Origin of the sequence: Streptomyces sp. NBC_01808, from assembly GCF_035917395.1 — a bacterium.
Lineage (GTDB): Bacteria > Actinomycetota > Actinomycetes > Streptomycetales > Streptomycetaceae > Streptomyces.
Map to the genome: position 1 here is coordinate 4,763,801 of NZ_CP109072.1, position 23,030 is coordinate 4,786,830.

At 72.4% G+C, this 23,030-nt stretch carries 23 protein-coding genes; 10 read left to right on the top strand and 13 right to left on the bottom strand.

Going from position 1 to position 23,030, the window contains the following annotated elements; all coding sequences use genetic code 11:
• Positions 1–144 precede the first annotated feature (144 nt).
• Complete coding sequence (locus tag OG946_RS21050) at positions 145–792, top strand: hypothetical protein (RefSeq protein WP_326797603.1); 648 nt, start codon at positions 145–147, stop codon at positions 790–792.
• Positions 774–1,766: a hypothetical protein gene (locus OG946_RS21055; RefSeq protein WP_326797604.1), complete on the top strand. Its 993-nt coding sequence runs from the start codon at positions 774–776 to the stop codon at positions 1,764–1,766. Before OG946_RS21050 ends, OG946_RS21055 begins: the two co-directional genes overlap by 19 nt.
• Positions 1,767–1,913: 147 nt before the next feature.
• Here the strand turns inward: OG946_RS21055 and OG946_RS21060 are convergent, their stop codons facing one another.
• The 4 genes from OG946_RS21060 to OG946_RS21075 form a co-directional block, all read right to left on the bottom strand.
• Positions 1,914–2,309 carry a peptidase inhibitor family I36 protein gene (locus OG946_RS21060; protein ID WP_326797605.1) on the bottom strand — a complete coding sequence of 132 codons (396 nt, stop codon included), beginning with the start codon at positions 2,307–2,309 and terminating at the stop codon, positions 1,914–1,916.
• Complete coding sequence (locus tag OG946_RS21065) at positions 2,306–2,836, bottom strand: hypothetical protein (protein ID WP_326797606.1); 531 nt, start codon at positions 2,834–2,836, stop codon at positions 2,306–2,308. The genes OG946_RS21060 and OG946_RS21065 overlap by 4 nt, the downstream gene beginning before the upstream one ends.
• Positions 2,837–2,862: 26 nt before the next feature.
• Positions 2,863–3,231, bottom strand: coding sequence for a hypothetical protein (locus OG946_RS21070; RefSeq protein WP_326797607.1), 369 nt, complete (start codon positions 3,229–3,231; stop codon positions 2,863–2,865).
• A gap of 92 nt (positions 3,232–3,323) precedes the next feature.
• Positions 3,324–4,550, bottom strand: a complete 1,227-nt coding sequence (locus OG946_RS21075; RefSeq protein WP_326797608.1) for a PP2C family protein-serine/threonine phosphatase — start codon at positions 4,548–4,550, stop codon at positions 3,324–3,326.
• Positions 4,551–4,762: 212 nt separating this feature from the next.
• Here OG946_RS21075 and OG946_RS21080 point away from each other — a divergent pair, with 212 nt between their 5' ends.
• The gene (locus tag OG946_RS21080; protein WP_326797609.1) at positions 4,763–5,845 is read left to right on the top strand and encodes a methyltransferase domain-containing protein; all 1,083 of its coding nucleotides are present in this window, start codon (positions 4,763–4,765) and stop codon (positions 5,843–5,845) included.
• Positions 5,846–5,907: 62 nt separating this feature from the next.
• Here the strand turns inward: OG946_RS21080 and OG946_RS21085 are convergent, their stop codons facing one another.
• The 4 genes from OG946_RS21085 to OG946_RS21100 all read right to left on the bottom strand — a co-directional run bounded on the left by OG946_RS21085 (position 5,908) and on the right by OG946_RS21100 (position 9,969).
• On the bottom strand, positions 5,908–8,004 hold the full coding sequence (locus OG946_RS21085; RefSeq protein ID WP_326797610.1) for a HelD family protein: 2,097 nt from the start codon (positions 8,002–8,004) through the stop codon (positions 5,908–5,910).
• 245 nt (positions 8,005–8,249) lie between these two features.
• Complete coding sequence (locus tag OG946_RS21090; protein ID WP_326797611.1) at positions 8,250–8,783, bottom strand: GNAT family N-acetyltransferase; 534 nt, start codon at positions 8,781–8,783, stop codon at positions 8,250–8,252.
• Positions 8,784–8,891: 108 nt separating this feature from the next.
• The gene (locus OG946_RS21095; protein ID WP_326797612.1) at positions 8,892–9,140 is read right to left on the bottom strand and encodes a DUF397 domain-containing protein; all 249 of its coding nucleotides are present in this window, start codon (positions 9,138–9,140) and stop codon (positions 8,892–8,894) included.
• Entirely contained in the window at positions 9,124–9,969 is an 846-nt protein-coding gene (locus OG946_RS21100) for a helix-turn-helix domain-containing protein (protein WP_326797613.1), read from the bottom strand. The genes OG946_RS21095 and OG946_RS21100 overlap by 17 nt, the downstream gene beginning before the upstream one ends.
• Positions 9,970–10,122: 153 nt before the next feature.
• On the opposite strand from OG946_RS21100, the gene OG946_RS21105 reads away from it, so the two are divergent.
• Together OG946_RS21105 and OG946_RS21110 are read left to right on the top strand one after the other, a co-directional pair.
• Positions 10,123–10,623 (top strand): ATP-binding protein, encoded by a 501-nt coding sequence (locus tag OG946_RS21105; RefSeq protein WP_326797614.1) that lies wholly within the window; start codon positions 10,123–10,125, stop codon positions 10,621–10,623.
• Positions 10,624–10,716: 93 nt separating this feature from the next.
• The gene (locus OG946_RS21110) at positions 10,717–10,920 is read left to right on the top strand and encodes a hypothetical protein (RefSeq protein WP_326797615.1); all 204 of its coding nucleotides are present in this window, start codon (positions 10,717–10,719) and stop codon (positions 10,918–10,920) included.
• Positions 10,921–11,011: 91 nt separating this feature from the next.
• On the opposite strand, the gene OG946_RS21115 is transcribed toward OG946_RS21110, so the two are convergent.
• The 5 genes from OG946_RS21115 to OG946_RS21135 all read right to left on the bottom strand — a co-directional run bounded on the left by OG946_RS21115 (position 11,012) and on the right by OG946_RS21135 (position 17,684).
• Complete coding sequence (locus tag OG946_RS21115) at positions 11,012–11,818, bottom strand: hypothetical protein (RefSeq protein WP_326797616.1); 807 nt, start codon at positions 11,816–11,818, stop codon at positions 11,012–11,014.
• A gap of 1,779 nt (positions 11,819–13,597) precedes the next feature.
• Positions 13,598–14,074, bottom strand: a complete 477-nt coding sequence (locus OG946_RS21120; protein WP_442814634.1) for a hypothetical protein — start codon at positions 14,072–14,074, stop codon at positions 13,598–13,600.
• A gap of 291 nt (positions 14,075–14,365) precedes the next feature.
• A complete protein-coding gene (locus tag OG946_RS21125) occupies positions 14,366–15,013 on the bottom strand; it encodes a sulfotransferase family protein (RefSeq protein ID WP_326797618.1) in 648 nt (215 codons plus the stop codon).
• Positions 15,014–15,050: 37 nt separating this feature from the next.
• Entirely contained in the window at positions 15,051–16,094 is a 1,044-nt protein-coding gene (locus OG946_RS21130) for a type III polyketide synthase (RefSeq protein ID WP_326797619.1), read from the bottom strand.
• 42 nt (positions 16,095–16,136) lie between these two features.
• On the bottom strand, positions 16,137–17,684 hold the full coding sequence (locus OG946_RS21135; protein ID WP_326797620.1) for an arylsulfotransferase family protein: 1,548 nt from the start codon (positions 17,682–17,684) through the stop codon (positions 16,137–16,139).
• 467 nt (positions 17,685–18,151) lie between these two features.
• Between OG946_RS21135 and OG946_RS21140 the strand changes: the two genes are divergently transcribed.
• Genes OG946_RS21140 through OG946_RS21160 form a run of 5 tightly spaced genes read left to right on the top strand, consistent with a single transcriptional unit; the run spans position 18,152 to position 22,967 of the window.
• Positions 18,152–19,945 (top strand): ATP-binding protein, encoded by a 1,794-nt coding sequence (locus OG946_RS21140; RefSeq protein WP_326797621.1) that lies wholly within the window; start codon positions 18,152–18,154, stop codon positions 19,943–19,945.
• Positions 19,942–20,379, top strand: coding sequence for a roadblock/LC7 domain-containing protein (locus tag OG946_RS21145; RefSeq protein WP_326797622.1), 438 nt, complete (start codon positions 19,942–19,944; stop codon positions 20,377–20,379). Before OG946_RS21140 ends, OG946_RS21145 begins: the two co-directional genes overlap by 4 nt.
• On the top strand, positions 20,376–20,744 hold the full coding sequence (locus OG946_RS21150) for a DUF742 domain-containing protein (protein ID WP_047017380.1): 369 nt from the start codon (positions 20,376–20,378) through the stop codon (positions 20,742–20,744). Before OG946_RS21145 ends, OG946_RS21150 begins: the two co-directional genes overlap by 4 nt.
• On the top strand, positions 20,725–21,417 hold the full coding sequence (locus tag OG946_RS21155) for a GTP-binding protein (protein ID WP_326797623.1): 693 nt from the start codon (positions 20,725–20,727) through the stop codon (positions 21,415–21,417). Before OG946_RS21150 ends, OG946_RS21155 begins: the two co-directional genes overlap by 20 nt.
• Positions 21,414–22,967 (top strand): cytochrome P450, encoded by a 1,554-nt coding sequence (locus OG946_RS21160; RefSeq protein WP_326797624.1) that lies wholly within the window; start codon positions 21,414–21,416, stop codon positions 22,965–22,967. Before OG946_RS21155 ends, OG946_RS21160 begins: the two co-directional genes overlap by 4 nt.
• The last annotated feature ends 63 nt before the right edge of the window (positions 22,968–23,030 follow it).

Consider the following 23,030-nt stretch of genomic DNA (forward strand, 5'->3'; position numbering starts at 1 on the left):
CGGATGGCGGTCCTTATCACGCATCTGTGACCGCATGGTTGCTTTCCTGCCATCGAAGACGCCACCCGGCTTCGCTAATCTCATGGAGGCACAACGGGGGCAGGTGGCTCCCCTCCCACACGTGACGGAGGGAATGACCGCACCATGAGAGCGCGTAGAGCAGGTACGGGAGCGGTGGCAGCGGCGCTGGGGGCCGTGCTGCTGCTGGCCGGCTGCGGTGACGACGGGGGTCCTTCGTCCGGCGACAAGATCGAAGGCGCGCAGCCGACCGACCAGGATCCGTCGGCGGATGCGTCCGAAAAGGAGCCCGGTGCTCCGGAGTTCGACCTCCCGGACGACGTGCGGGTCGAGATCGCCGAGGACGCGACGGGGGACGAGCGGAAGGACGCGATCCTGCGGGACCACGGCTACGCGCTGATGGCCCAGCAGGAGGCGTACGCCGCGACCGAGGCGACCCCGAACTTCACGCAGTACTGGGCCGGTGAGGCCGCCGCGACGTTCGAGGCCGACTTCGCCGAGTACCGCAAGGACGGCGTCACCATCACCGGGCTCGACACCTTCTACTTCCGCGAGGTCACCTCGCTGAAGGACGGCCGCGCCGTCGTCGCGTACTGCGAGGACCAGAGCAAGGCGTATCTGAAGAACGCCGGGACCGGGAAGGTCGACAAGACCCCGACCACGCTGAACTCCTACATCGACGCGCGCGCCACGATGGAGAAGAGCGGGGACGGCTGGCAGGTCGTGGACTACCAGGCAACCAGGGGGAGCAAGGAATGTCGCGACGAAGCCTGACACCACACGGGACGCGCGCCACCGCCACGGTCGCCGCGCTGGCCTGCGGGCTGCTGCTCGCCTCGGCCGGCGGGGCGGCGGCCGACCGCGGCACGGGGACGACGGACACGGGCGGCGGCAGCGGGAACGGCGGGGTCAACTCCACGGTGAAGTTCGAGTACCACAGTCCGGGCGGCGGCCAGCCGATGACCAGCTCGACGGGCAACTGGTCCCCGCCGGTGTGCTGGTTCGAGCCCCGGTACACCAACGACGCGCTGGCCAAGCACAACGAGGAGATGGAGGACAAGGGTCCGCTGGAGGGCATCGACCACGACACCGCGGAGAACCGGAAAGAGGAGACCGACGCCCACAAGGACAAGGACGGCATGTGGTGGGAGCGCACCCCCGTCATGTCGCCGCGCTCCTGCGAGATCGGTGAGCTGTGGATCTGGGTGGACCGCGGCGACCCCGACCCGCCGGCCGACGCCATCGACCCGGAGATCCTCGCGGGGCTCGCGTACGCCGAGACCAAGCTCCCGGCGCCGCCGGTCGACCTGAAGCCGAACGCGGACCGCAACGTGGTGAACCTCCCCACGAAGATCGAGTTCAGCGAGCCGCTGGACCGCGTGTGGACGACGGCGAGCCTCGCCAACGCGCAGGCTGGCATCAACATCGCGGCCACCACCGTCGCCGAGCCGGTCTCGCTGCGCATCGACGCGGGCACGGAGTACGCCGAGCCGTCCTCCTGCACGTACGACCTGGTGAAGGCGGACGGCGGCTACCAGGTCAACAGCGACGGCTCCGGCTGCAACATCACGTACCGCAAGTCCTCGGGCGAGGGTGCGTACTCCATGGAGGCGCAGATCGTCTGGGACGTCACCTGGAACCCGACCGCGAGCCCGGACGGGACTCCGCAGAACGACGACCTGCCGGACGGGCTGTCGGTGTCCGAGCAGGAAGTGACCGTGAAGGAGATCCAGACGGTCGTCCGCTGACCTCGCTGTTTATGCTCGTCACGGCGCCCCCGGCCGGAGAGGCCGGGGGCGCCGTGATCTTCTGGGGGAGGTTCGCGGGTACGGCTGGGGCGGCAGCGGCGTGCGTCGTGGGGGAACGCGCGCCGCTGCCCCTTCGGTTGGCCGGACTCAGCAGCTCATGGCCCAGGTGTGGGAGTCGCCGCGGTCGTTGGCTACGCCGTTGTAGCCGACCTCCTGGCCCGGGGTGAGGCAGAGGGTGGCGGCGCCGCCCTGCCAGGCGTCCTCGTAGACGATCACGTGGTCCTTGACGCCGGGCCCGGAGATGCCGTGGTTGGCCCAGGACGAGTCGGTGTCGGCGATCCACGACTCCCACCAGCCGTCGTCACCGGACCAGTTGGCGCGCTGGCCGTCGAAGTTCGCGTTCTCCCAGGTGCAGAACTCGCCGCTCGGGCAGTCCGCCGCGGTGGCCACGGCCCCGGAGGCGAACGCGCCCCCGAGGGACAGGAGCGCGGCGGCCAGCAGCGCGAGTGGCTTGCGCTTCGTCTTCGTCTTCGTCTGTGTCATGAGGGTGGCTTCTCCTTGTCGAGCAGGGTGGTGGCACGCTCCACGGCGTGGGCGCGCAGGCGGTCGTGCGCGGTGACGTCCGCGCGGTGGTCGGCGCGGACCGCGGCGAGACCGCGGTCCTCGTAGGCGGCGATGGACTTGAGGTTGTTCACGACGGTGGAGGCCCGGAACCAGCGCTCCTGATCCCCGTACAACGCGCGCTGCGCCCCGGCGAGACACCCGTCGGTGTGCGCCCGCACGACGTACCCGGTGGGCAGCTCTTCCGCCAACTCGGCCTCACCCGCCCCGAAGAGCGCGTCGGCGACCTCTCGCTGCTCCCGCTCCCCGCCGGGCGGCTGCCCCGGACGGGGCGGGGTGAGCCCCTGCCGGACGAGACACCGGTCGGTGAGCAACTGCTGCGCGGCGCGTACGGAGTCGTCGTCGCTGAGCGGCGGCGGGGCGGGCGCGGGCGGGGTGGCACAGCCGGCCAGGGCGAGCGCGACGGCGAGGGCTGCGCCGAGCAGACCGGGATGGGGACGGGAGGGCATGGCCTGGTGTGCGCCGCGGAGGGGACTCAGCCGGGCTGGCAGTCGGCGGGCCGGGAGCTGTCCACCCCGTCGATCTTGTTGCCCCAGTCCCAGTTGTCATCCAGCTCGTACGCCCGGATCTCCCGGAACACGCACCCGTACCGCGTCCAGTCGATGGCCCACACGCTGCCGTTGAAGTCGGACCGGAACGAGTACGCGTTGTCGTGCAGGTTCCGCGGCACCTCGGCGTACCCCCCGGGCCGGTAGCACCACCCCTCGCCCATCTGCCCCGGCCGGGTCCAGAAGCAGACCTCGCCCGGCCCGGCGGCACTCGGCGCGGCCCCGCTGGGGACGGCGGCGACGACCAGGGTGGCGACCGCGGTGAGGATGGCGAAGAGAAAGGCGCGCAGGCGCATGAGGAAAGAACCCCCGAGAGTTACGGATTGTGTTCAGACAGTAACCCTTGGTCGCCGCGCGTGGGAAGCGCGGTGTCACCCGAACGGCCCGCCTACAGCCGGACGACCACCAGGGCGGTGTCGTCGGTGAGGCCGGCAGGGGGGATGAGGTCGGTCAGCAGTCCGTCGGCGAGCCGCTCGGGATCTCCGGCGCCGTGACGGGCGATCGAATCGGCCAGCCGGGCCAGGCCGACGTCGATGTCTTCGGACCGGCGCTCGACGAGACCGTCGGTGTACAGGACGAGGACACAGCCTTCGGAGAACGCTGCCCGGGCCTCGGGGCGGGCGCTGCGCTCGGGGCGTACGCCGAGAGGCGGATCGGTGGCCTGGTCGAGGTAGGTGACGGTGCCGTCCGGACGCCAGAGCACGGGAGGCAGGTGGCCGGCGCTGCTGTACGTGAGGGAGCGGCCGGCCCAGTCGATGAACACGGCGGCAGCGGTGGCGGTGGCCGCCGCGTCGACGGACCGGGCGTACCGGCCGAGGACTTCCAGGGCTTGTGCGGGGCCGTCCGCGACGAGCGAGGCGGCGGAGAGCGCGCTGCGGAGCTGGCCCATGACACCCGCTGCCCGCAGTCCGTGGCCGACCACGTCGCCGACGGCGACGACGGTGCCGTCGCCGCCGGGCCGGTCGACGATGTCGTACCAGTCGCCGCAGACGTTCAGGGACGCGACCGCGGGCCGGTAGCGCACCGCGGCCCGGTGGTGACCGAGCGGGCTGGGCGCGGGCAGCATCGCTTCCTGAAGCTGGAGCGCGACCTCGCGTTCACGGGCGTGGGCCAGGCGCAGGGCCTCGTTGACCTCCTGCAGTTCCCTGGCCCGGGTGTAGAGGTCGGCCTCAAGCACCTGGGTGCTCTCCGCGCCACCGCGGGCGCGGATGACTTCGGTGACCTCCTCGACCCGGTGCAGCAGCAGGGCCACGGTCCCGTCCGGCGCGAAGACGGGGACGTTCACCGGGCTCCAGTACCGCTCCTCCCACACCCCCGGCCGGTCGGGGGACTCCACGTCGTAGCGCTGGAGGGCCATGGCGTCGCGCTGCCCGGTGGCCGCGACCCGGCGCAGGGACGCGGACAGGTTGCGCGTGCCGCTCGCCTCGGGGTCGTCGGGGTTGTCGGGAAAGACGTCGAAGACATGGCGGCCGATCACCTGCTGGCGGCTCCGCCCCGACGTCGACCAGTACGCATCGTTGGCGTCCAGGTAGACCAGGTCCGTGGTCAGCAAGGCCACTGCCGTCGGCATGGCGTGGAAGACGGCCTCGTAGTCGATCACGGGTCTGTTCACCATCCACCTGCCCGTGCCACGTACGTCCTGATCGCGTATTTATTCACGATAAGGGCAGATTGTGAGATCGGCCCGCCGTGCTCGTCCGTCCGCGGGTAGCCGGCCCTCAGTGCGGATGCTCTTGGAGTGCGGACAAGCCGGCTGGTGGGCAGGGTCGAGAACCGGACGGGGCTGCTGGTGGCCGCCGCCCACGCCGATCACCGACGAGGAACGACATGATCCCGGATTCGACGGAAGCTCTGCGCGAAGAGTTCGCCGCCACCCTCGGGGACGGGCGCCCGAGCCCCTGGCGCGCGGCCTTCGCCGCCGTGCCGCGGCACGTCTTCGTCCCGGAGTTCTACGGGCAGAACGCGCGCGGCGAGTGGTACCGCGTCACGGAGTCGGACGACGCATACCTGCCGACCGTCTACTCGGACACCGCCCTGATGACCCAGCTCGACGCCCGCGGCGTCCCCACGTCCTCCTCCAGCGAACCGGGCCTCATGCTGACCATGCTCGACGCCCTGGACGCAGAACCGGGCGCCACCGTCTTCGAGCTGGGCACCGGCACGGGCTACAACGCGGCGCTGCTGGCCCACAGACTCGGCGCGGAGAACGTGACCAGCGTGGACGTGGACCCCGACCTGGTGGCGCTGGCGGCCCGCCGGCTCCGCGAGGCCGGCACGACCCCCTTCGTCACCACCGGAGACGGAGCCCTCGGCTACCCGCCCCGCGCCCCCTACTCCCGCTTCATCGCCACCGCCGCGCTCCGCTCCGTACCGCGGGCACTGCTGGAACAGGCGGCGGACGGCGCCGTGATCGTCGCCCCGATCGGCTTCGGACTGATCCGGGCGACGGTCACCGCCCCCGGCCACGCGGAAGGCCGCTTCCTTCCGACCCCCGCTCTCTTCATGCCCCTCCGCGTCCCCCCGGGCAGGGCCCCGGACGTCGCCGGAGCAGGGGAGCAGCCCCCGGAGTCCACCACCCTGCGAGTGACGGACGTGCTGGCCGGCCGGTGGACGTTCCCGCTGTCCCTCGCCCTGCCCGGCTACAACGCCGTCGCGTGGCGGGCGGACGACGGCGCGGTGTCCGGCATGTGCTTGTGGACGGAGGACGGTTCGACGGTCCTGGCGCAGGCGGACGGCCAGGTCCGGCAGGCGGGCCCGCGGCGGTTGTGGGACACCGTGGCAGAAGTCGCGTCCCTGTTCCCGGGCGGCCAACCGGCCCGGGAGGACTTCGGCATCACCGTCACGCCGAACGCCCAGCGGTTCTGGTACGGGACACCGGAGGGCCCGTCCTGGCCGCTGCCGGCCGGGTGACCGAGCGCGGCAGGTCCCGGCAGGTCCCGGCGGGACCGCCCGCCGCAGCGGCTACGGCGCCCTCACGCCGCCAGCTCCGCCGGCAGCGGCTCCGCGTGCAGCACCGTCAGCCCCGACACCGCCCGCGTCAGGCAGACGTACAGCCGCCGCAGCCCAGTCCGTACGTCCGGCTCCGCCGCGACGATCGTCGCCGGGTCGTCCAATACGACGTAGTCGTACTCCAGGCCCTTCGCCAGCGACGCCGGCACCAGCGTCAGCCGCGCCTCCGACGACGTCTCCTCACCCGGCGACAGGAACGGCAGCCCCGCCGCCGCCAGCGCCGCCCCCAGCGCGGCCACCCGCCCGTCCGCCGCGATCAGCCCCACAGAGCCCTCCCGGCTCCGTAGCACCGACCCGCACGCCTCCGCCACCGAGCCGTCCAGCGCCGCCCGCGGCAGCGCCCGTACCGCCAGGTCCCCCGCCGACTCGCGGATCGACGTCGCCTCCGCCAGCCCCGGCGCGATCGACGGCAGCAGCCGCGACGCGTACGCGATGACCTCCCGCGGCACCCGGAAGCCCTGCGTCAGCTCCTCCACCGCCGCGTCCGGCTTCCCCAGGTGCGCGAGGGCGACCGCCCAGCTCTCCGTCGCCCACGGCGTCGTCCCCTGCGCGATGTCCCCCAGCACCGTCGCCGACCCCGTCGAACACCGCCGCCCCACCGCCCGGTACTGCATCGGCGACAGGTCCTGCGCCTCGTCCAGCACCACGTGCCCCAGCGACGGCGTCCGCTCCACGACGTCCCGCGCCTCGTCGATCAGCACCGCGTCCGCCGCCGACCACCGCGCAGAGCGCACCCCCCGCGGCGCCTTCTCCCACAGCAGCAGCCGCTGCTCGTCCGCGTCGAGAATCCCCTCCGCGTGCGCGGCAAGGAAGTCGGCGTCCGACAGCAGCCGCAGCACCAGCTTCACCGGGTCCACCGCCGGCCAGATCGCCTTCACCGCCGCCTTGACCGCCGCGTTCCGCGCCACCGCGTCCTGCACCCGGTCGTCCGGCGCCTCCCCGGCCCGCTCCATCCGTACGAGCACGGCATGCGCGATCCGCTGCGGCAGCGCCTCCCGCGCCGAGTTGTAGCGGATGTCCCGCGCGAGCAGCTCCCGTACCAGCTCCTCCACCTCGTACGCGGGCACCCGCCACCGCCGAGACCCGCGCACCACCACCACCGGCTCCACCGGCATCGTCACCCCGGCCCGCACCGCCCGCCGCAGCACCTCCGCCATCCGCGCGTCGCCCTTGAGCCGCGCCACCGGCGCCGGATCGACCCCCCGCACCTCGACGTGCGCCACCAGCTCGGCCACCGTCGCCTGCTTCACGTCCAGCTCGCCCAGCGTCGGCAGCACCTGCTCGATGTAGCGCAGGAAGGAGTCGTTCGGACCGATCACCAGCGTCCCCGTACGCGCCAGCCGCTCCCGGTGCGCGTACAGCAGATACGCGACCCGGTGCAGCCCCACCGCCGTCTTCCCCGTCCCCGGCGCCCCCTGCACGCACACCGTCCCGCCGATCTCCGCCCGCACGATCTCGTCCTGCTCCGGCTGGATCGTCGCCACGATGTCCCGCATCGGCCCGACGCGCGGCCGCTCGATCTCCCGCTGGAGCAGGGCGCTCGACTTCGCCGCCTCGGAGGGGTCGGTCAGATGCTCGTCCTCGTACGCCGTGATCTCCCCGCGGTCGTACCCGAACCGGCGGCGGAGGGAGACGTCCATGGGGTCCTTCTTCGACGCCCGGTAGAACGGCTGCGAGACCGGCGCCCGCCAGTCGATCACCATCGGGTCCCCGTCGGCGTCGTGCACATGCCGCCGCCCGATGTAGAAGTTCTCCCCGGGATCCCCTTCGGCCATCTCCGCGCCGGGGGCGTGCGAGTAGTCGAGCCGCCCGAAGAAGAGCGGGGTGTCGGCGAGGTCGGCGAGGGCCTTGATCCGCAGGTCGATCTCGGACTGGAGGACCTCGGCGTTGACCCAGTTCGCGGTCACGTCGGCGATGTCCAGCGCCTCGGCGTCGGCACGCATGGCGCGCAGGGCGCTACGGGACGCGGCGAGGTGGGCCCGCTCGCGGAGCAGGGGGGCGGCGGGAGCGGCGGGAGCGGCGTTGGGGGTGGTGCCGGTCGTAGGGGTGGCGTCGGACATGGTGGTACAAGCCTCCGGCGGCTGGCGGCCCGGTCACGGGCGTGGCGTAGGCCGCCGGTTTCCGACCGGCAGGCGGCACTCCCGGCGCGCGAGAACAGCCGGGGAGGCGGGGGCAGACGCGCGAGCTTACGCGCAGGGCCGGGGCGGGTCCAACGAATTTCTCCGCGGGGGCGGGGAGCAGTTCCAGACGCCGTGAGCCTGTGGGCGGGGCCGGGCGGTGCGGTGAGGCCGTCGAGCCCGGAAGGTCAGTGAGCGAGCGTCTTCTGGAACCAGGCGACGTCCCAGAACCTACCGAACTTCCGCCCGACCTCCTCGTATACGCCGACGGGCCGGAACCCGAAGCGCAGATGGAGCCGCTCCGACGCCTCGTTGGGCAGCGCCACACCGGCGAGGGCCAGGTGCACGTCCTCCTGCTCCAGCACCTCGAAGAGCGAGGCGTACAGCAGGCTCCCGACACCCCGCCCTACGTGTTCGGGCGCCAGATAGACGCTGGTCTCGACAGAGGTCGAGTACGCCGGTTTCGGGCGGAACGGGCTGCTGGTCGCATAGCCGAGGATCTTTCCCCCGTCCTCCGCCACGAGCAGCCGGTGCGGACCCCGGTCCGGGTGGGACGCCAGCCACGGGCGACGCTGATCAACGGTGAGTGGCTCGATGTCGAAGGTGATCGGCGTCTCGACGACGTAGTGGTTGTAGATGCGGGTCAGCTCTTCGAGGTCGTCCTCGGTGCCCGGCCGTACCCGCGTATCCACGTCGTCTGCCCTGTTCACCCCGGTGCGCATGCGGCGATCGTAATAAGCCCAGGTTACGTCCCCGTTTCCTGGCGTAATGGTCCGGAGACGGATGGACGTGATGCTTGGCCGCGATGCTCGTGAAGCGGATGGGCATCGTCACGCGGCGGGGAACTCCTCGCGCTTGACGGCGGCGACGAAGGCGTCCCATGCGGCGGGGGTGAAGGCCAGGTGGGGGCCGTGGGGGTCTTTCGAGTCGCGCACGGGGACGGTGGTGGGGGTGGTTGCCACCTCGATGCAGTCGCCGCCGTTGTCGCCGCTGTAGCTGCTCTTACGCCAGTCCGCGGCCACCTCGATGCAGTCTCCGCCGTTCGCGTCGCTGTAGCTGCTCTTACGCCACACGATCATGCCCGTATCCCTCCATGAACTCACCGATCAGGGCGGCGGATTCACGAGCCGACAGCGCGTCAGCTCTGAGCACATCATATGTCCGCAGGTGGTGCCCGTAGACCGCCGGATTCGCGCTGAAGTGACCGCGGTCCAGTGCCTCGGCGTACGCCCATTTCTCGTCGTCGGGCAGCGTGATCAGCGACACCGAGCCGGGTGGGCGGTCGAGTTCAGGTCGGTCGGCCGGAGCCACCTGGATCTGGATGTTCTTCCGCTGGCCTGCTGCGAGCAGGTGTTCGCACTGCTCGCGCATGACCTCCGGTCCGCTGACGACGTTGCGCAGGCAACTCTCGTCCAGCACGACGATGTACAGCGGGCCCTCCGAGGAGAGGAACCTCTGTTGGCGGCTGAGCCTGGCGCGTACGCGTTCCTCGACCTTCTCTTCGTTATCAATGTGGCGGGCGAACAGGGTGTGGGCGTACTGCTCGCTCTGCAGAAGGCCCGGCATGACTCGCTCCTGGTACGCCCGCAACGCCACGCACTCCGCGTCCATCTGCGCTCGTCGTTCGAACCAATCCGGATGCGCCACATCCGGGTACCAGTCGACCTTCAGCCACAGTCGCGCTAACAGTCCGTTACCCCCCAGCACTTCGTCGGACTTCTCCGCGAACGTGTCCGGCGGGACGCTCGTCCCGGTCTCCACCCTCGCGACGTACGACCTGTCGCAGGGGATGAGCTTCGCCAACTCCGCCTGCGTCATGCCCGCTGCCTCGCGCAAGTGCTTCAGTACGTCGCCGAACATCGCGGCCGTCGTACCTGTCGCGCGGTGGGTGGCGTTGCGTGGGGTCATGTCTGCCTCCCAGTTCAAGTCACGTCTGTCACGCGCCGGGCCTTGCCCTCGGCCGCTCCGCTCCGAAAATCTTTCACCACGCAGCGTAACCGAGCGCTACGACAATACAGCCGTAAATCCCAAAGTGTCACTGTAATTCTGGAGTTGAGATGGATGGCCGAGCATGGAGCGTGCGGTTCGGAGGGGATGTCGCGCGAGTGGTCGATGGGGTACGTGATGGGCTACCGGTCCGTGCCGCTGGTACGGGCGCACGTGCGGCGGCAGTTGGCGCTGTGGCGGTGGGGTGGGGAGGCGCAGGACGCGGCGCTCGTGGTGTCGGAGTTGGTGACGAACGCGATCCAGTACGGGCGGCAGGTCGGGCGCCGGGTGTGGGTGCGGTTGGCCGTACGGGAGGACGGGTCGCTGGTGATCGACGTATCGGACCCGCAGACGACGCAGCCGCCGCGGATGCCGGATGCCTCGCCGCCGGGGCCGGAGGACGAGCGGGGGAGGGGGCTGTTCCTGGCGCGGGGGCTGGGGGCGGAGCTGTCGTGGTTCCCGCGCGAGTTCGTCGGCAAGACCGTACGGGCGACGCTGGAGCCGACGCGGGGGCGCGGGCCGGTGCCGGGGCGGGCGGGGGACGGAGAAGTCGGGGGAACCCTGAGACTTCCGTAGGGGTGCGGCTGGCCCTTGGGTCGTAGATCCGGGGCGGTGGGGTTCCGCCCGCGGGCCGAGGTTTTCGCAGGTGATCCGCGGCACGCTGGAAACATGAGCAGCGCTTCCATCGCCCCGCCGCGCGGGGCAGCAGACAGCCGGCGGGCCACCGACGCCCCGCAACCCGACAGCCCGCGCATCGCGACGGTGGCCGCGCGTGCGACGAGGCACCACCTGCACACGGCGTGGCGGGCGGTCACCGCCTTCGGCGGTGCGGTGGTGTCGGTGGTCGTCCTGGGGGAGTACGCGGACCGCTGAGCGGGGCCGGGACCGGCTTGGCGAACGTCAGTGACTGAGCCCGGGTCGGCGCCCCTCCCGGGGGCGCCGACCGTCGTTGGCTATGCCGCTGCTACGACCGGCACACGCGCACTTCACTGCTGGGCTGGCTGGCCTGCTGCCACTTGTTGCTGCTGGTCGACCAGGTGAAGCCGATCGACTCGGCACCGATGGTGATACCGGACACGTTGGTGGAGTTCCAGGTGTGGCCGTACTTCGAGAATGCCTGGAGGTTCGAGCAGCCCGACTTGGCGGCCTTGAAGGTGATGGCCATCTCGCCGATCCTGCCCTGCAGGTCCGCGGTGTCGCCGGCGCCGATCCTGGGGCCTTCGTTGAAGATGAACCCCGACCCGTGGGCATTGGACTTCGCCGCCTGCTCGGTCGTCTTCCAGTCCAGGAACTTGCCCCGGTACTTGAGGACATGACCCAGGGGGGCGACCTTCTTGCTGAAGCTCAGGCCGAAGGCGTCGTACCCCTTGACCTTGCTGGGAATCTTCAGCCACTTCCAGCCGGCGCTGGCGACATAGAGGTTCTTCCCGCTGACCTTGTAGATCTTCGGCTTGTTAAGCGTGATCTCGTTGCCGGGGTCGCCGCGGGTTTCGGCCCCGTCGCCGGTGTCCACCCGGTCCAGGCAGTTGTCCTTGGCCAGCTTCGCGTCGATCTCGGCCTGCGTGAGGCCCTGGCGGTCCAGCGTGTCTACGAGCCTCAGGAAGCGGTTCGCCGCCGCCGTAGGATCGCTCGGCAGTTCCGCGGAGCAGGCCCGCGTGGTCTCCGTCGGCGCTCCCGCCGACTCGGTTTCGCCGAAGGCGGTCGACGCCCCGAGGGGCAGCAGAACGGCCCCCAGCATGGCGGCCCCCATCAGTCGTGTCTTCTTGCGCATGTACCTGTCCTTTTCGTTCGCGATGAGGCTGTGATGTGGAGTCCCGCAGGTGTGCCCATGGATGCGGCGCGTGGTCGCAGGGTGGCCTGCACCTCCCCCCGTTCGGCCGCATGGTTCGGCCGCTTGACAGACCCATTCGTGAGGCGGTCGTTTACTCCACCCACCGGAGGGGCCGTCGCCGGCAACCGTGGGAGCGGCCCTGCCAGGGGCCCGTGTGCACGGTGCTCAGACGCCCCGGGCCCGGGGCGGTTTCACGTTCCCGGTGAGAGCGGGTTATCGGTGATGCCCCAGATGCGTAGCGTGTGCCCGGGTGCGTCCGGCAGCGCCGGAATCTTCCGCGAGATAGCGGTGGTCATGCGTCCCCCCGGGGCATGGTGGTCAACCGTGTTGGCCGTGCCGACTCTGCCAGCAGGTACTTGTACGCAACCTTGAAGGAACCTGACACATCTCTCGGTCCTCAGCCCGCGCGCGGCTACCGCCGGCCCCGTCCCGCGCCCTCGCCGGTCCGCGGCAGCACCCGCCTGCTCGACCTCCGAGAGCAGGTCCTGTAGAGGCCGTCCCGGGCAGAGGAGTTCGATGTCGCCGCGCAGGTTGACGGCGAGCGCGTACGACAGGCCCGGCCAGCGGCGTAGCGGGTCGACGAACGGGATCCGGGTCGGAACGGATTCCGTTGACCACCAACCGCACGTCGTCGCCGCTGTGGGCCTCGCGGATCTGCTGTATCGGCAGGTTCTCGACTACGGACGGGGGCGTACGGGGCGCGAGGCAAACCCGGCTCGGGGGCCGGGGGCGGGGATGCCGTATTCCGCCAAGCCCCCACCTCCCCTCACGCCCGCCCAAGGGTATGCGGCTGGTCTGACAGTGCGGGGGCGTCGGGGTTCTGAGCTGGTACGTCGTGGGGGTGGGGCTTGCCGGGTACGGGGGTACGGCGTCGGGGCGGCGGTGGTGCGCGGAGCGGGCCGGTGTCCGGGGTGGCGGCGAAGGGAGAAGCCGTGTCGTCAAGGCTCCCCCCGGGCCACCCCGCTTGTGAGTGTGCGGGCCTCCGCCCGGTGTCAAGGGCGCTCCTCTCCGCTTCGCTGCGAGGAGCGTCGCTTCGCGATGGGGCTTCGCCCCACCCCTGACACCGGACTCCGGCCCGTAAAGGACCGGCGGCTATGGGTGGCCCGGAGGGAGTGGGCGCCCTCGACCGGCACTACGGAGGCGGTGCCCTGCGGACGGGGGCAGCCCACGGAACCGGGGCAGCACCGATCGCCAATCTCCCCGGCGGACGGGGGCGGAGGCGGGGCGGCGCTGATCGCGGGCGTCCCCGGCGGACGGGGGCCCGCGGCGCCGGGAGTTGGGCCCGCCCCCTCGCGGGTGGGCGCGGCACCGGGCAGGGAGGAGCCGGGCCCGGCTCGTAGAAGCCCCGTCCGCCGCGGCGGGGCGGAGGAATCTCGCCGTAACTCGCGGTAACACCCATCAGTCCGGCCCGATTCGGGCTCCGAGGGCCGACTTTCGCCCCGCTGGGCTCGCTTGCCCGCCCCCGGGTCGTGCCGGGCCGGCGGAATGCGCGCCACCGGGACAAGTTCGCTGCCGACCGCACCGGAAATCGGCCCAAATCGCCCATGTGGCCGGACTTTCGCCCGGCTGCGCTCCTTCAGGCGGGCCACGGGTGCCCGCGGGGGCTCGGGTGAACGCGGCCGAGACGAACTCGCGGCGAGCCGCCGATCAAACCGGGTCAAAACGCCTATCCGGTCCCGGGTTTCGCCCGTCTACGTGCACCTGGCCGCTCCGCGGCCCTCACGCGGTGGGATCCACGTTCCATTCCGCGGGCAGATCCGTGCCGCAGAAGACGCAGACGAAGTCGTCCTCACGCACGATGGTGCGCTCCTGGCAGCCGGGGCACCGCCGGAAGACGACCTCGTGGGTGAAGCCGGAAGGCCGCCGGAGCCCCGCGGCGTCCAGAGCACGGGCGACCTCCGCCCAGGAGCCGACGTCCGGGCAGTACCCGGTGGACTGGTTGCTGACCTCGCTCACGGCCCACCGGTCCGCCTCGCGCACAAAGCTGATCTCGCCGGCGCCCAGGACCATGTCGCCACCGGCACAGGCCACGTGCTCGCTCCGTCGCGGCGCCAGCCGGAGCACACCGTCCATACCGACCACGAAGGTGAACGGCTCGGCCGGCTCCGCCGCCGGTTGCTCCGTGATCCAGCCATCGAAGTCAGCCGCAGAGCCGATACGACGCCCGCCGTCACCGGGCCGGACCGCGGCCTTCAGCTCCACCGGTCCGACGTATCGGTAACCCCGCCCCCGCCCAGTCACGTCAGCCAAGCTAGACCACTTCCGGCACACGCCCCCGCGGGGCTGTCACGTACGGGGCGAGTCGGCTGCCGGGCGCCCCCGGAGAGGCGGTACCCGCCTCGGAGTGACGCCCTCCGCCCGTTTCGGGATCGGCGCCCCACCCACCGACGAGGCCCGGAGGCTGCCTCGCCTCCGGGCCCCTGCCGCTGCGGGTCGCGTCGCGGTGATCGGAGGAGTCTTACCCCCGCCGCGGCCCGCCGTCCGGCCTTACCTCTCGCCTGCCGCCGCGCTGCGCTCCCTCACCTCGTCCGCGAACCTGCCCCGCTCGTTGCTCCTCGGGAACGGCTCGTCCGGCACCGGGACTCCCAGGAAGTCGCACAGCGGCTCCCAGCCCTCGCCCACCCGGAACACCAGCAGCCGGTCCGCGGGTATCTCCTCCCGTACCGCCGCCTCGTGCTCCGCGAAGACCTTCAGCGCGTGCTCCTTCTCCGTGAACCGGCCGTCGAACACGCCGTCCCAGATCACCTCAAGCGACATGTCCCGCAAGCGCAGGAACCCCTCGCCCACGTCAGGCGGGGGCGGGGCCACCGCCGTGGCGTAGATGCTGCTCGCCGCGCTCGCGTACCAGCTCTCCGGGTCCCGTACCGTCAGCACCACCTTCGCCCCGGGGAACGCCCCCGCTATCTCCCGCCAGAAGCGGGCGCCCGGCCAGTCCACCGTCGAGCCGTACTCCGCGTACACCCGGCGCCAGTCCACGGGCTCGCCGCGCGACGCCGCCTCCCACACCGGGATCTGCTCCGGGTCCTCGAAGAGGCCCAGCATGTGGTGGCACGGGCCGAAGCCCAGCCGTTCCAGCGCCGTCTTGAGCGACAGCGTTCCCGTACGGCCGACTCCCGCGCCTATGACTTCCAGCATCACCTTCTCCTTCCGGTTTCCGACGTTCTCCGTGTCCCTACGTACCGCGCAGCAGCAGCGCCCAGACCGTCGCTCCCGGGCCGCACGCCAGCACCACCCCGTGCTGGCCCGCCGCCAGCGGCCGCGTCGTCTGCAGCCGGCGCAGCACCGCCAGCACCGCCGGGGCCGCGGTGTTGCCGTACTCCCGCATCACCTCCCGCGCCGTGGCCATCGACCGCTCCGGCAGGCCCAGCGCCTCGTCGACCCGGTCGAGGATGCGGCGGCCGCCCGGGTGGACGGCCCACCACGCGATGTCGGCCCAGCGGACCCCGTGGCGGGCGAGCAGGGCCCGCGCCGGTGTCGCGACGGAGCCCGCGACGACGTCCGGCATCGACGGCTTGAGCCTGATGCGCAGCCCGTTGTCGCCCATGTGGACCTGGAGGTCGTCCGCGTAGGCCGGCGCGGTGAGCTGCTCCGCGTCGACGACCTCGACGCCGCCCGGCTCATCCGCGTCCCGCGGCAGCAGCACCACCGCCGCGGCGCCGTCGCCGAACAGCGTGAGGACGACGGCCTGTTCCTTGTCGTACGGGGGCGGCTGCACATGCGGCGAGAAGAGGTCGACCGCGAGCAGCACCGCCGGGCGCCGCTTGACCGCGACCCAGTGCGCGCACGCGGACACCGCCGGCACCGCCGCGTAGCAGCCCATCGGGCCGAGGGACAGCGTCTCGACGTCGGGGCGCAGCCCGAGTTCGGCGGCGAGGGCGTCGAGGCCGGGGGCGGAGTGGGTCGTGGTGGTGACGGTGGCGAACAGCCCCACGTCCCCGGGGCCGAGGCCGGCCTCGGCGAGCGCCGCGGTGACGGTGGCGTGGCCGAGGTGGCGGGCTTCGGTGAGGCTGCGGTCCATCCGCCGGCGCGTGGTCCAGCGGCGGGGGTCTTCCAGCAGGGCGTTGACGGCCATGCCCTTGGTGGTGATCGCCGAGTTCCGGACGACCTGGGCGACCGTGTCGCCTCCGGGGTCCGCGGCGACGAGGTTGGCGAACTCTTCCATCTTGACCAGCGGTGGGGTCCGGAACGTGACAGCCACGATCCGCGCTTCGGACATCGTGTTCTTCTCCTGACTCTGCGAGGCGTCGGCGGCCTTCTGTCAGTGGGGGCGGGATGCGGCGGGCTCCGCGGTCTCCACGGGCTCCACGGCCTCGACCGGTGAGGACCCGATGACCCTGCCGCGCGCGTCGAGCGCCTGGACCTTCACGTAGTCGATGTCCCGGGCCTCGGGCGGCAGTCGCACCTCGGTGTCGAGCCCCTTCCACCCGACGCGCGCCACGGGGCGCAGCCCCGACGCCGTCTCGCCGCCGAGCACGCGCCAGTCCTCGACCTCCGTCGCGCCGTTCCACACGGCGTCGACGGCGGTGACCGCGTCGTTCACCCCGACCTCGGGGGCGGTGTCGGGCGTGCTCTCCCAGGGGGCGCGATAGCCCCGGTAACTACTGATGTCCTTCGGCAGCGTGCTGTCGAAGACGAGCCGGCCCGAAGGCGAGAACTCGGAGATACGGCCCGAGGGCGAGCCCCAGCTCACGAAGGTGTTGCCGTTGGGCAGCGCCTGGCTGTTGCCCTCCAGCCCTGTCGTCAGCCGGTCCGGGTGGACCTGCTGGCGTATGAGTTCCGCGGTCATCCGCCGTTCGTCGATACGCAGCCACGCGACCCGCGACTCGTAGCCGGGGCTGCCCATGTTCTGGTTGTCGAAGACGCGGTACGTGTCCTCGCCGGCCGGCTCGATGTTGTGCTGGCCGATGGTGCGGGCGCCGGCGCCGAGGCGGAAGTCGCTGCGCTTGCCGCCGAGCCGCCAGATGACCTCGCCGGTCTCGCGGTCGACCTTGTAGATGGTGCTGGTCTCGCGGCCGGAGAAGAGGAGGTTGCCGTCGTGGTCGAGGCTGACGGCGTTGAGGTGCATGTATGGGAAGGGGCCCGGCATGCCGGGGTCGAAGCGGCGGTCGGAGTCGGTGATCGGGATGTGGTCGAGGCTGTGCCAGTCCATGACCTTCTCGCCGGTGGCGATGTCGATCTCCTGCACGACGTAGTCGAGGACCTGACCGTCTTCGGGTCCGCCGACGGGGGTGAGGTCGTACGGCTCGTCGCGGTAGCTGAGGATCAGGGCCGTGCCGTCGGGGGTGAGGCGGAACTCGTGGAAGTCGGTGCGCTCGCCGGCGTCGGGGGTCTTGACGGTGGCGATGACGTCATAGTTCTCGTCGGCGATGTAGCCGGTGCCCGAGCCCGTGCCGGTGGGGGAGCTTTCGCCTTCCCACCAAGTGAGCACCTTCTTGCCGCGGTACTCCTGGACCTGGAAGTCGGCGGCGACGAAGCCGGCGGGGATCCGGTGGTACCAGACCGGGCGGCCGCGGTCGTCGACGATCTGGGGGCCGCGGGGCGTCTCGTGGCGGCCCTGGGGGGTGAGGAAGAGGAGGCCGGGGGCCATGCCCTGGCCGCGCTTGAGCACGTCGAGCCCGGGCGGCGCCTCGCCGTCGGCGGCGGCCTGGTCGGCGGCGGCCTGCTCGGCGGCGGAGCCGGGGGCGGCGGTGCCGGAGTCCGCGGCGGGCCGCGCGGCTGCGCCGGTGGCCGGGGTCGCCGCGGTGAGGGCGGCGACCGTGGCTCCGCAGAGCATGAACGTGGCGTACGTACGCGGTAATCGGGTCATCCGTAGGGTCTCCCGTCGGGTGGAGGGTCCGGAGCGCTGCGCGGCCGTCCTACGGCAAGGTGGCGGCGCCGCGCGGCTGCTTGATCAGCGATCTTGCTTCAAACGTTGTAACAAGCGTGCGGTTACAGCGTGGTGACGCCGCAAAGGCTTGCTGACCAGGGCCGTCCCGCAGTTGGACGCCGTTGCGGCAGGGGGCGTACGGGCGATCTTGGGCGTCCTACGTTCTAGCCGACCGGCGGTGACAGGGCCGTCACGATCGCCGCGGCGGGGCTCCGGAAGCCGCCTGACCCGGGCGGACCAGGGCGGACATCTCTTGTCACAGGTGTGCTGCAAACGGTCCATTGAGTGTGCTGGTGTGGTGAAGAAACTCCCTATAGTGTCGGCGACTTGAGCACCTGCGAGCATGTTGCTCAGCCCGGCGCACACACCCGACCTGGGACAGGCCACCTGCCCGGAGGAGCCCGTCGATGACCGCGCACCAGGATGCAGCCCCGCCCCGGGCCTCGCGTTCCCGACTCCCCGCACCGCTGACGGCCCTCTTCGTCACGGCGCCCGCGACCGCCGTCGCGGTACTGGCCGCGGCGCTCGCCGGACCCGAGGACCACACCCGGCACATCGTCTACGCCGGTGGCGCCGCCGCCGTCCTGCTGTGCATAGCCGTCGCCGCCGCGGCCGGCTACCGCGCCAAGGCCGCCCGCGCCGACGAACGCGCCGCCGCCGCGGCCGGCGCCGCCGCCGTCTTCGCCGACCGCGTCGTACCCGAGGTGCTGCGGAAGATCGCCGCCGGCGCGCCCGTCGACGAAGCGCTCGCCGCCGCCCCGCGGCTGGACAACCAGGCCTACCGGCGCGCCGTACAGCAGGTCGCCGAGGAGGCGCGGCGCAGCGAGAACCGCCGGGCCGCCGCCATGGCCTCCTGCGCCAACGCCGCAGGCCGGATGCAGGCCATCACCACCAGCATGCTCGCCGACCTGCGCGAGATGGAGCACCGCCACGGCGACGCCGACGTCCTCGGCGACCTCCTCCACCTCGACCACCGCACCGCGCAGGCAGGCCGCGTCGCCGACAGCATCGCCGTGCTGAGCGGCGCCCGCACGGGCCGCCGCTGGGCCAAGCCGATCGCGATGGAGTCCATCCTGCGCGGCGCCATGGGCCGGATCGCCGGCTACCAGCGCGTGCGGCTGCGGGCCGTCTCCGAAGTGGCCGTCGCAGGACACGCCGCCGAGGGCGTCATGCACGCCCTCGCCGAACTCCTCGACAACGCCTGCAACTTCTCGCCCCCCACCACCGAGGTGCACGTCTACGTCTCGGAAGTGCCCGCCGGCGCCGTCGTCACCATCGAGGACAGCGGCCTGATGATGAGCGAGGCCGCGCAGCGCCGCGCCGAGCGCGCCGTCTCCGGCACCGCCACCGACCTGTCCACGCTCACCGGCACCCGGCTCGGCCTGCCCGTCGTCGGGCACCTCGCGCAGAAGCACGGGCTGACCGTCTCGTTCCGGCCCTCCGCCATCGGCGGTACGGGCGTGGTGCTGATGATCCCGCAGGAGCTGATCTCCCGCGCCCGGCCCGGCGAGCCCGTACGGACACCGGCCCTGCCCATGCCCACCGAGGACACCGGCAGCACGCCGCTCCCGCTGCCCCGGCAACGGGACGTCGCCGCCGGCGAGGACGCCGACGAGCGGGCGGGCGACGGAGGGCACGACCCCTTCGCGCTGGCCGCGCTGCCGCGGCGGCGCCGCGGGCGCACACTGGCGGGCGCACACCCCGGCGGGGTGCCGGACGGCGGCGCGTCCGCCGAGGCCGCCGGTACGGGCACGGGCGTCGCACGTACGGGGACGGAAACGGGCACCGGCGACCAGGGCGCCGCCGGTGACGACACCGGGTCCCAGCGCCGCCTCGAACCCGCCGGCTCCGCCGCCCGGTTCGGCGCGTTCCGGCGCGCGGTCACCGGCCAGGAGCGCGGCGCGGACGGTACGGACGGCGCGGGCACGGCGGGCGGCGCCATGGTCGCCGCCGTCAACGGCCGCAAGCGCGACACCGGCCGGGCAGACGACGTACCCGCCGACGGCGCCGTACGGGACGAAGACGACGTACGGGAAGACGACGGGGTACGCGCCGACGATCCCCTGCCCGGCCGGCCCGCCGCATCCCTACCAGAGCAACCTGCGGAACGCGAGGAACCCGCCGCGCCCGACGACGGCGACGACCCCACCGCCGCACCCCCCGCACGCAATGGCGCTTCATCTTCGGAGGACGACCGATGACCCAAACTCCCGCCGAGGCCACCGGGCTGACCTGGCTGCTGGAGGGGTTGCTGGAGCGCACGCCCGGCGCCAGGCACGCCCTCGTCCTCTCCCGCGACGGCCTCAAGCTCTGCCACACGCCCGAGCTCTCCGAGGACCGCGCCGACCAGCTCGCCGCCATCTCCGCCGGCATCCAGAGCCTGTCGCACGGCGCCTCCGTCGAGTTCGGCGACGGCAGCGGCGGCGTACGGCAGTCGATGACCGAGTTCTACGGCGGCATCCTCTTCATCGCCGAGGCCGGCTCCGGCAGCCACGTCGCCGTGATCGCCGCGGAGACGGCCGACCCCGGGCTCGTCGGGCACAACATGCTGGAACTCGTCGAGCAGCTCGGGGAGCACCTCAGCGCCCCGCCCCGCGGGCCCGTACCCGCGGCCGAGGGGGTCGCGGCGGAATGACCCGCCCCGGCCGGGACGACGACCCGGACCGGCTGTACACCCTGACAGGAGGGCGCAGCCGGCCCGCCAGCGACGAGTTCGACCTCGTCACCCTGGTCGTCGCCGAGGACGAACCGGCACCGGGCATGCAGTCGGAGCACGCCGCGATCCTGCGCATCTGCCGCACCCCGACCGCCGTGGTGGAACTGTCCGCCGACCTCGGACTGCCCGTCGGCATCACCAAGATCCTGCTCTCCGACCTGCTGGCCGCCGGCCGGATCACCGCGCGCCACCCGCGGTACGCGCCCCCGCGCACGCCGGGCGGCGTCCGGTTCGCCGATCCCGAGACTCTGGAGAAGGTGCTCGTTGGACTCCGCCACCTCTGACCCCCGCGAGACCCCCGCGCCGGGCGGCGCGACCGAGCGCGCCCCCCTGGCCCGTACCGCGGACAACGGGCTGAAGATCGTCATCGTCGGCGGCTTCGGCGTCGGCAAGACCACCATGGTCCGCTCCGTCAGCGACATCCGGCCGCTGAACACCGAGGAGACGATGACCCTCGCCGGCCGCGGCATCGACGACCGCAGCGCCGTGCCCGGCAAGACCGCCACGACCGTCGCCTTCGACTTCGGGCGGATCAGCCTGGACGAGCGCACCGTGCTCTACCTCTTCGGGGCGCCCGGGCAGGAACGCTTCTGGTTCCTGTGGGACCGGCTGTTCTCCGGGACGCTCGGCGCGATCGTCCTCGTCGACCACCGCAGGCTCGCCGACTCCTGGTACGCCATCGACCGGCTGGAGCACCACGGCACGCCGTTCATCGTCGCCCGCAACGACTTCGGCGGCCCGCCCTACACCAGCGCCGAAGTGCGCGAGGCGCTCGACCTCGACCCGCACGTCCCGCTGGTCGACTGCGACGCGCGGTCCCGCGAGTCCAGCAAGGGCGTGCTGATCGCCCTGGTCGAACACCTCCAGCGCCTCGCCGCCGGCACCGCCACCGCTACCGCCGCGGCCACGGCCGCCGCCGCAGCCACCGTCCCCACCGCACCGGAGACCGCGACATGACCCCGACTCCCGACGACCAGGCCGCACACGAGGGGAGCAGCAGCCCGGCGCAGCCGCGCACGGGCGCGCTGAGCGAGGCCCCTGCGCCCGGTGTACCGGGTGAGCCCGGTGCGCCCGGTGAGCCGTCGGCCGGGCCCGGTGCGCCGGGCGCCGCGCCGGGTGCGCCGGCCGACGGGCCCGCGCCCTCCGGCCCCGACGCGCCCCCCGCCGCCGACGCACCCCCCGCCGCCTGCCCCGCGCACGCCGGCGCCGCCGGCTCCGTACCCCTCAGCGGCCCCCGCTTCCACACCGACCCGCGCGACCTCTACCGCGAGATGCGCCGCGACCACGGCCCCGTCGTCCCCGTCGAACTCCCCGGCGACATCCCCGCCTGGCTCGTCATCGGCTACCGCGAACTCCACCAGGTCACCTCCGACCCCGAACTGTTCCCACGGGACCGCGGACTGTGGAACCAGTGGGAGAAGATCCCGCCCGACTGGCCGCTGCTGCCGATGGTCGGCCAGGTCATGCCGTCCATCCACTTCACCGCCTCCGCCGCCGACCACCGCAGGCACGCCGTCATGGTCGGCGCCGCACTGGAGAGCGTCGACCCCTTCGACCTCCGCCGGCACTGCGAACAGCTCGCCGACCGGCTCATCGACTCCTTCTGCTCCCGCGGCAGCGCAGAACTCGTCGGCGACTACGCCGTCCCCCTCCCCGTGCTCGTCCTCGCCCGCCTCATCGGCTTCCCCGACGCCCAGGGACGGCAACTCGCCCAGGTCCTCAACGAACTCGCGGACGGCGGACCCGGAGCGCTCAAGGCGTACGAGACGTTCGTCGAGCACATGACGCGGCTCGTCGCCGAGAAACGGCTCGCGCCCGGCCAGGACGTCGCCTCGCGGATGCTCGCCGACCCCATGCACTTCACCGACGAAGAGGTCATGCTCGACCTCAAGGACACCACCGCCGCCGGCTTCCTGCCCACCGCCGACTGGATCGGCAACTCCATCCGCCTCATGCTCACCGACGACCGCTTCGCCGCCGCCCTCGGCGGCGGGCGGCACAGCGTCGGCCAGGCCATGAACGAGGTGCTGTGGGAGGACACCCCCACGCAGATCCTCGTCGGCCGCTGGGCCGCCCGCGACACCCAGCTCGGCGGCCGCCCCGTCGGCGCGGGCGACCTGCTGCTCCTCGGCCTCGCCGCCGCCAACGACGACCCGCAGATCCAGCAGGCCCTCGGCGGGCCGGGCGGCGCGGGCGGGGCGGGCGGCATGGGCGGCGGATACGGGTACGGGGGCGCCGGCGTACCCGCACAGGCCGGCAACAGCGCCCACTTCGCCTTCAGCTACGGCGACTTCCGCTGCCCCTTCCCGGCCCAGGAGATCGCTGAGATCATCGCCCGGACGGGCCTCGAGGTACTCCTCGACCGGCTGCCCGACCTGGACCTGTCCGTGCCGGCCCGGACGCTGGTGCGGCGGCCGTCCGCGTTCCTGCGCGGCATGACCGCCCTGCCGGTCACCTTCACCCCCGTACGCGCTGCAGGAGGTCACCCGTCAACTTCTCGGTCCTGAAGGGTCGGGCTTGATGGCCTGGTTGGTCTTCACACCGATTCGCGCTCCCGGCTGCCCCCTACG

Excerpts from the sequence above, each read along its gene's own strand:
- OG946_RS21125 (WP_326797618.1), bottom strand. The coding sequence starts at position 15,013 with ATGCTGGAAGTCATAGGCGCGGGAGTCGGCCGTACGGGAACGCTGTCG.
- OG946_RS21105 (WP_326797614.1), top strand. The coding sequence starts at position 10,123 with ATGGCCGAGCATGGAGCGTGCGGTTCGGAGGGGATGTCGCGCGAGTGG.
- OG946_RS21060 (WP_326797605.1), bottom strand. The coding sequence starts at position 2,309 with ATGACACAGACGAAGACGAAGACGAAGCGCAAGCCACTCGCGCTGCTG.
- OG946_RS21110 (WP_326797615.1), top strand. The coding sequence starts at position 10,717 with ATGAGCAGCGCTTCCATCGCCCCGCCGCGCGGGGCAGCAGACAGCCGG.
- OG946_RS21130 (WP_326797619.1), bottom strand. The coding sequence starts at position 16,094 with ATGTCCGAAGCGCGGATCGTGGCTGTCACGTTCCGGACCCCACCGCTG.
- OG946_RS21080 (WP_326797609.1), top strand. The coding sequence starts at position 4,763 with ATGATCCCGGATTCGACGGAAGCTCTGCGCGAAGAGTTCGCCGCCACC.
- OG946_RS21055 (WP_326797604.1), top strand. The coding sequence starts at position 774 with ATGTCGCGACGAAGCCTGACACCACACGGGACGCGCGCCACCGCCACG.
- OG946_RS21140 (WP_326797621.1), top strand. The coding sequence starts at position 18,152 with ATGACCGCGCACCAGGATGCAGCCCCGCCCCGGGCCTCGCGTTCCCGA.
- OG946_RS21100 (WP_326797613.1), bottom strand. The coding sequence starts at position 9,969 with ATGACCCCACGCAACGCCACCCACCGCGCGACAGGTACGACGGCCGCG.
- OG946_RS21075 (WP_326797608.1), bottom strand. The coding sequence starts at position 4,550 with ATGGTGAACAGACCCGTGATCGACTACGAGGCCGTCTTCCACGCCATG.
- OG946_RS21070 (WP_326797607.1), bottom strand. The coding sequence starts at position 3,231 with ATGCGCCTGCGCGCCTTTCTCTTCGCCATCCTCACCGCGGTCGCCACC.
- OG946_RS21160 (WP_326797624.1), top strand. The coding sequence starts at position 21,414 with ATGACCCCGACTCCCGACGACCAGGCCGCACACGAGGGGAGCAGCAGC.
- OG946_RS21145 (WP_326797622.1), top strand. The coding sequence starts at position 19,942 with ATGACCCAAACTCCCGCCGAGGCCACCGGGCTGACCTGGCTGCTGGAG.
- OG946_RS21095 (WP_326797612.1), bottom strand. The coding sequence starts at position 9,140 with ATGATCGTGTGGCGTAAGAGCAGCTACAGCGACGCGAACGGCGGAGAC.
- OG946_RS21090 (WP_326797611.1), bottom strand. The coding sequence starts at position 8,783 with ATGCGCACCGGGGTGAACAGGGCAGACGACGTGGATACGCGGGTACGG.
- OG946_RS21050 (WP_326797603.1), top strand. The coding sequence starts at position 145 with ATGAGAGCGCGTAGAGCAGGTACGGGAGCGGTGGCAGCGGCGCTGGGG.
- OG946_RS21150 (WP_047017380.1), top strand. The coding sequence starts at position 20,376 with ATGACCCGCCCCGGCCGGGACGACGACCCGGACCGGCTGTACACCCTG.
- OG946_RS21065 (WP_326797606.1), bottom strand. The coding sequence starts at position 2,836 with ATGCCCTCCCGTCCCCATCCCGGTCTGCTCGGCGCAGCCCTCGCCGTC.
- OG946_RS21085 (WP_326797610.1), bottom strand. The coding sequence starts at position 8,004 with ATGTCCGACGCCACCCCTACGACCGGCACCACCCCCAACGCCGCTCCC.
- OG946_RS21135 (WP_326797620.1), bottom strand. The coding sequence starts at position 17,684 with ATGACCCGATTACCGCGTACGTACGCCACGTTCATGCTCTGCGGAGCC.
- OG946_RS21115 (WP_326797616.1), bottom strand. The coding sequence starts at position 11,818 with ATGCGCAAGAAGACACGACTGATGGGGGCCGCCATGCTGGGGGCCGTT.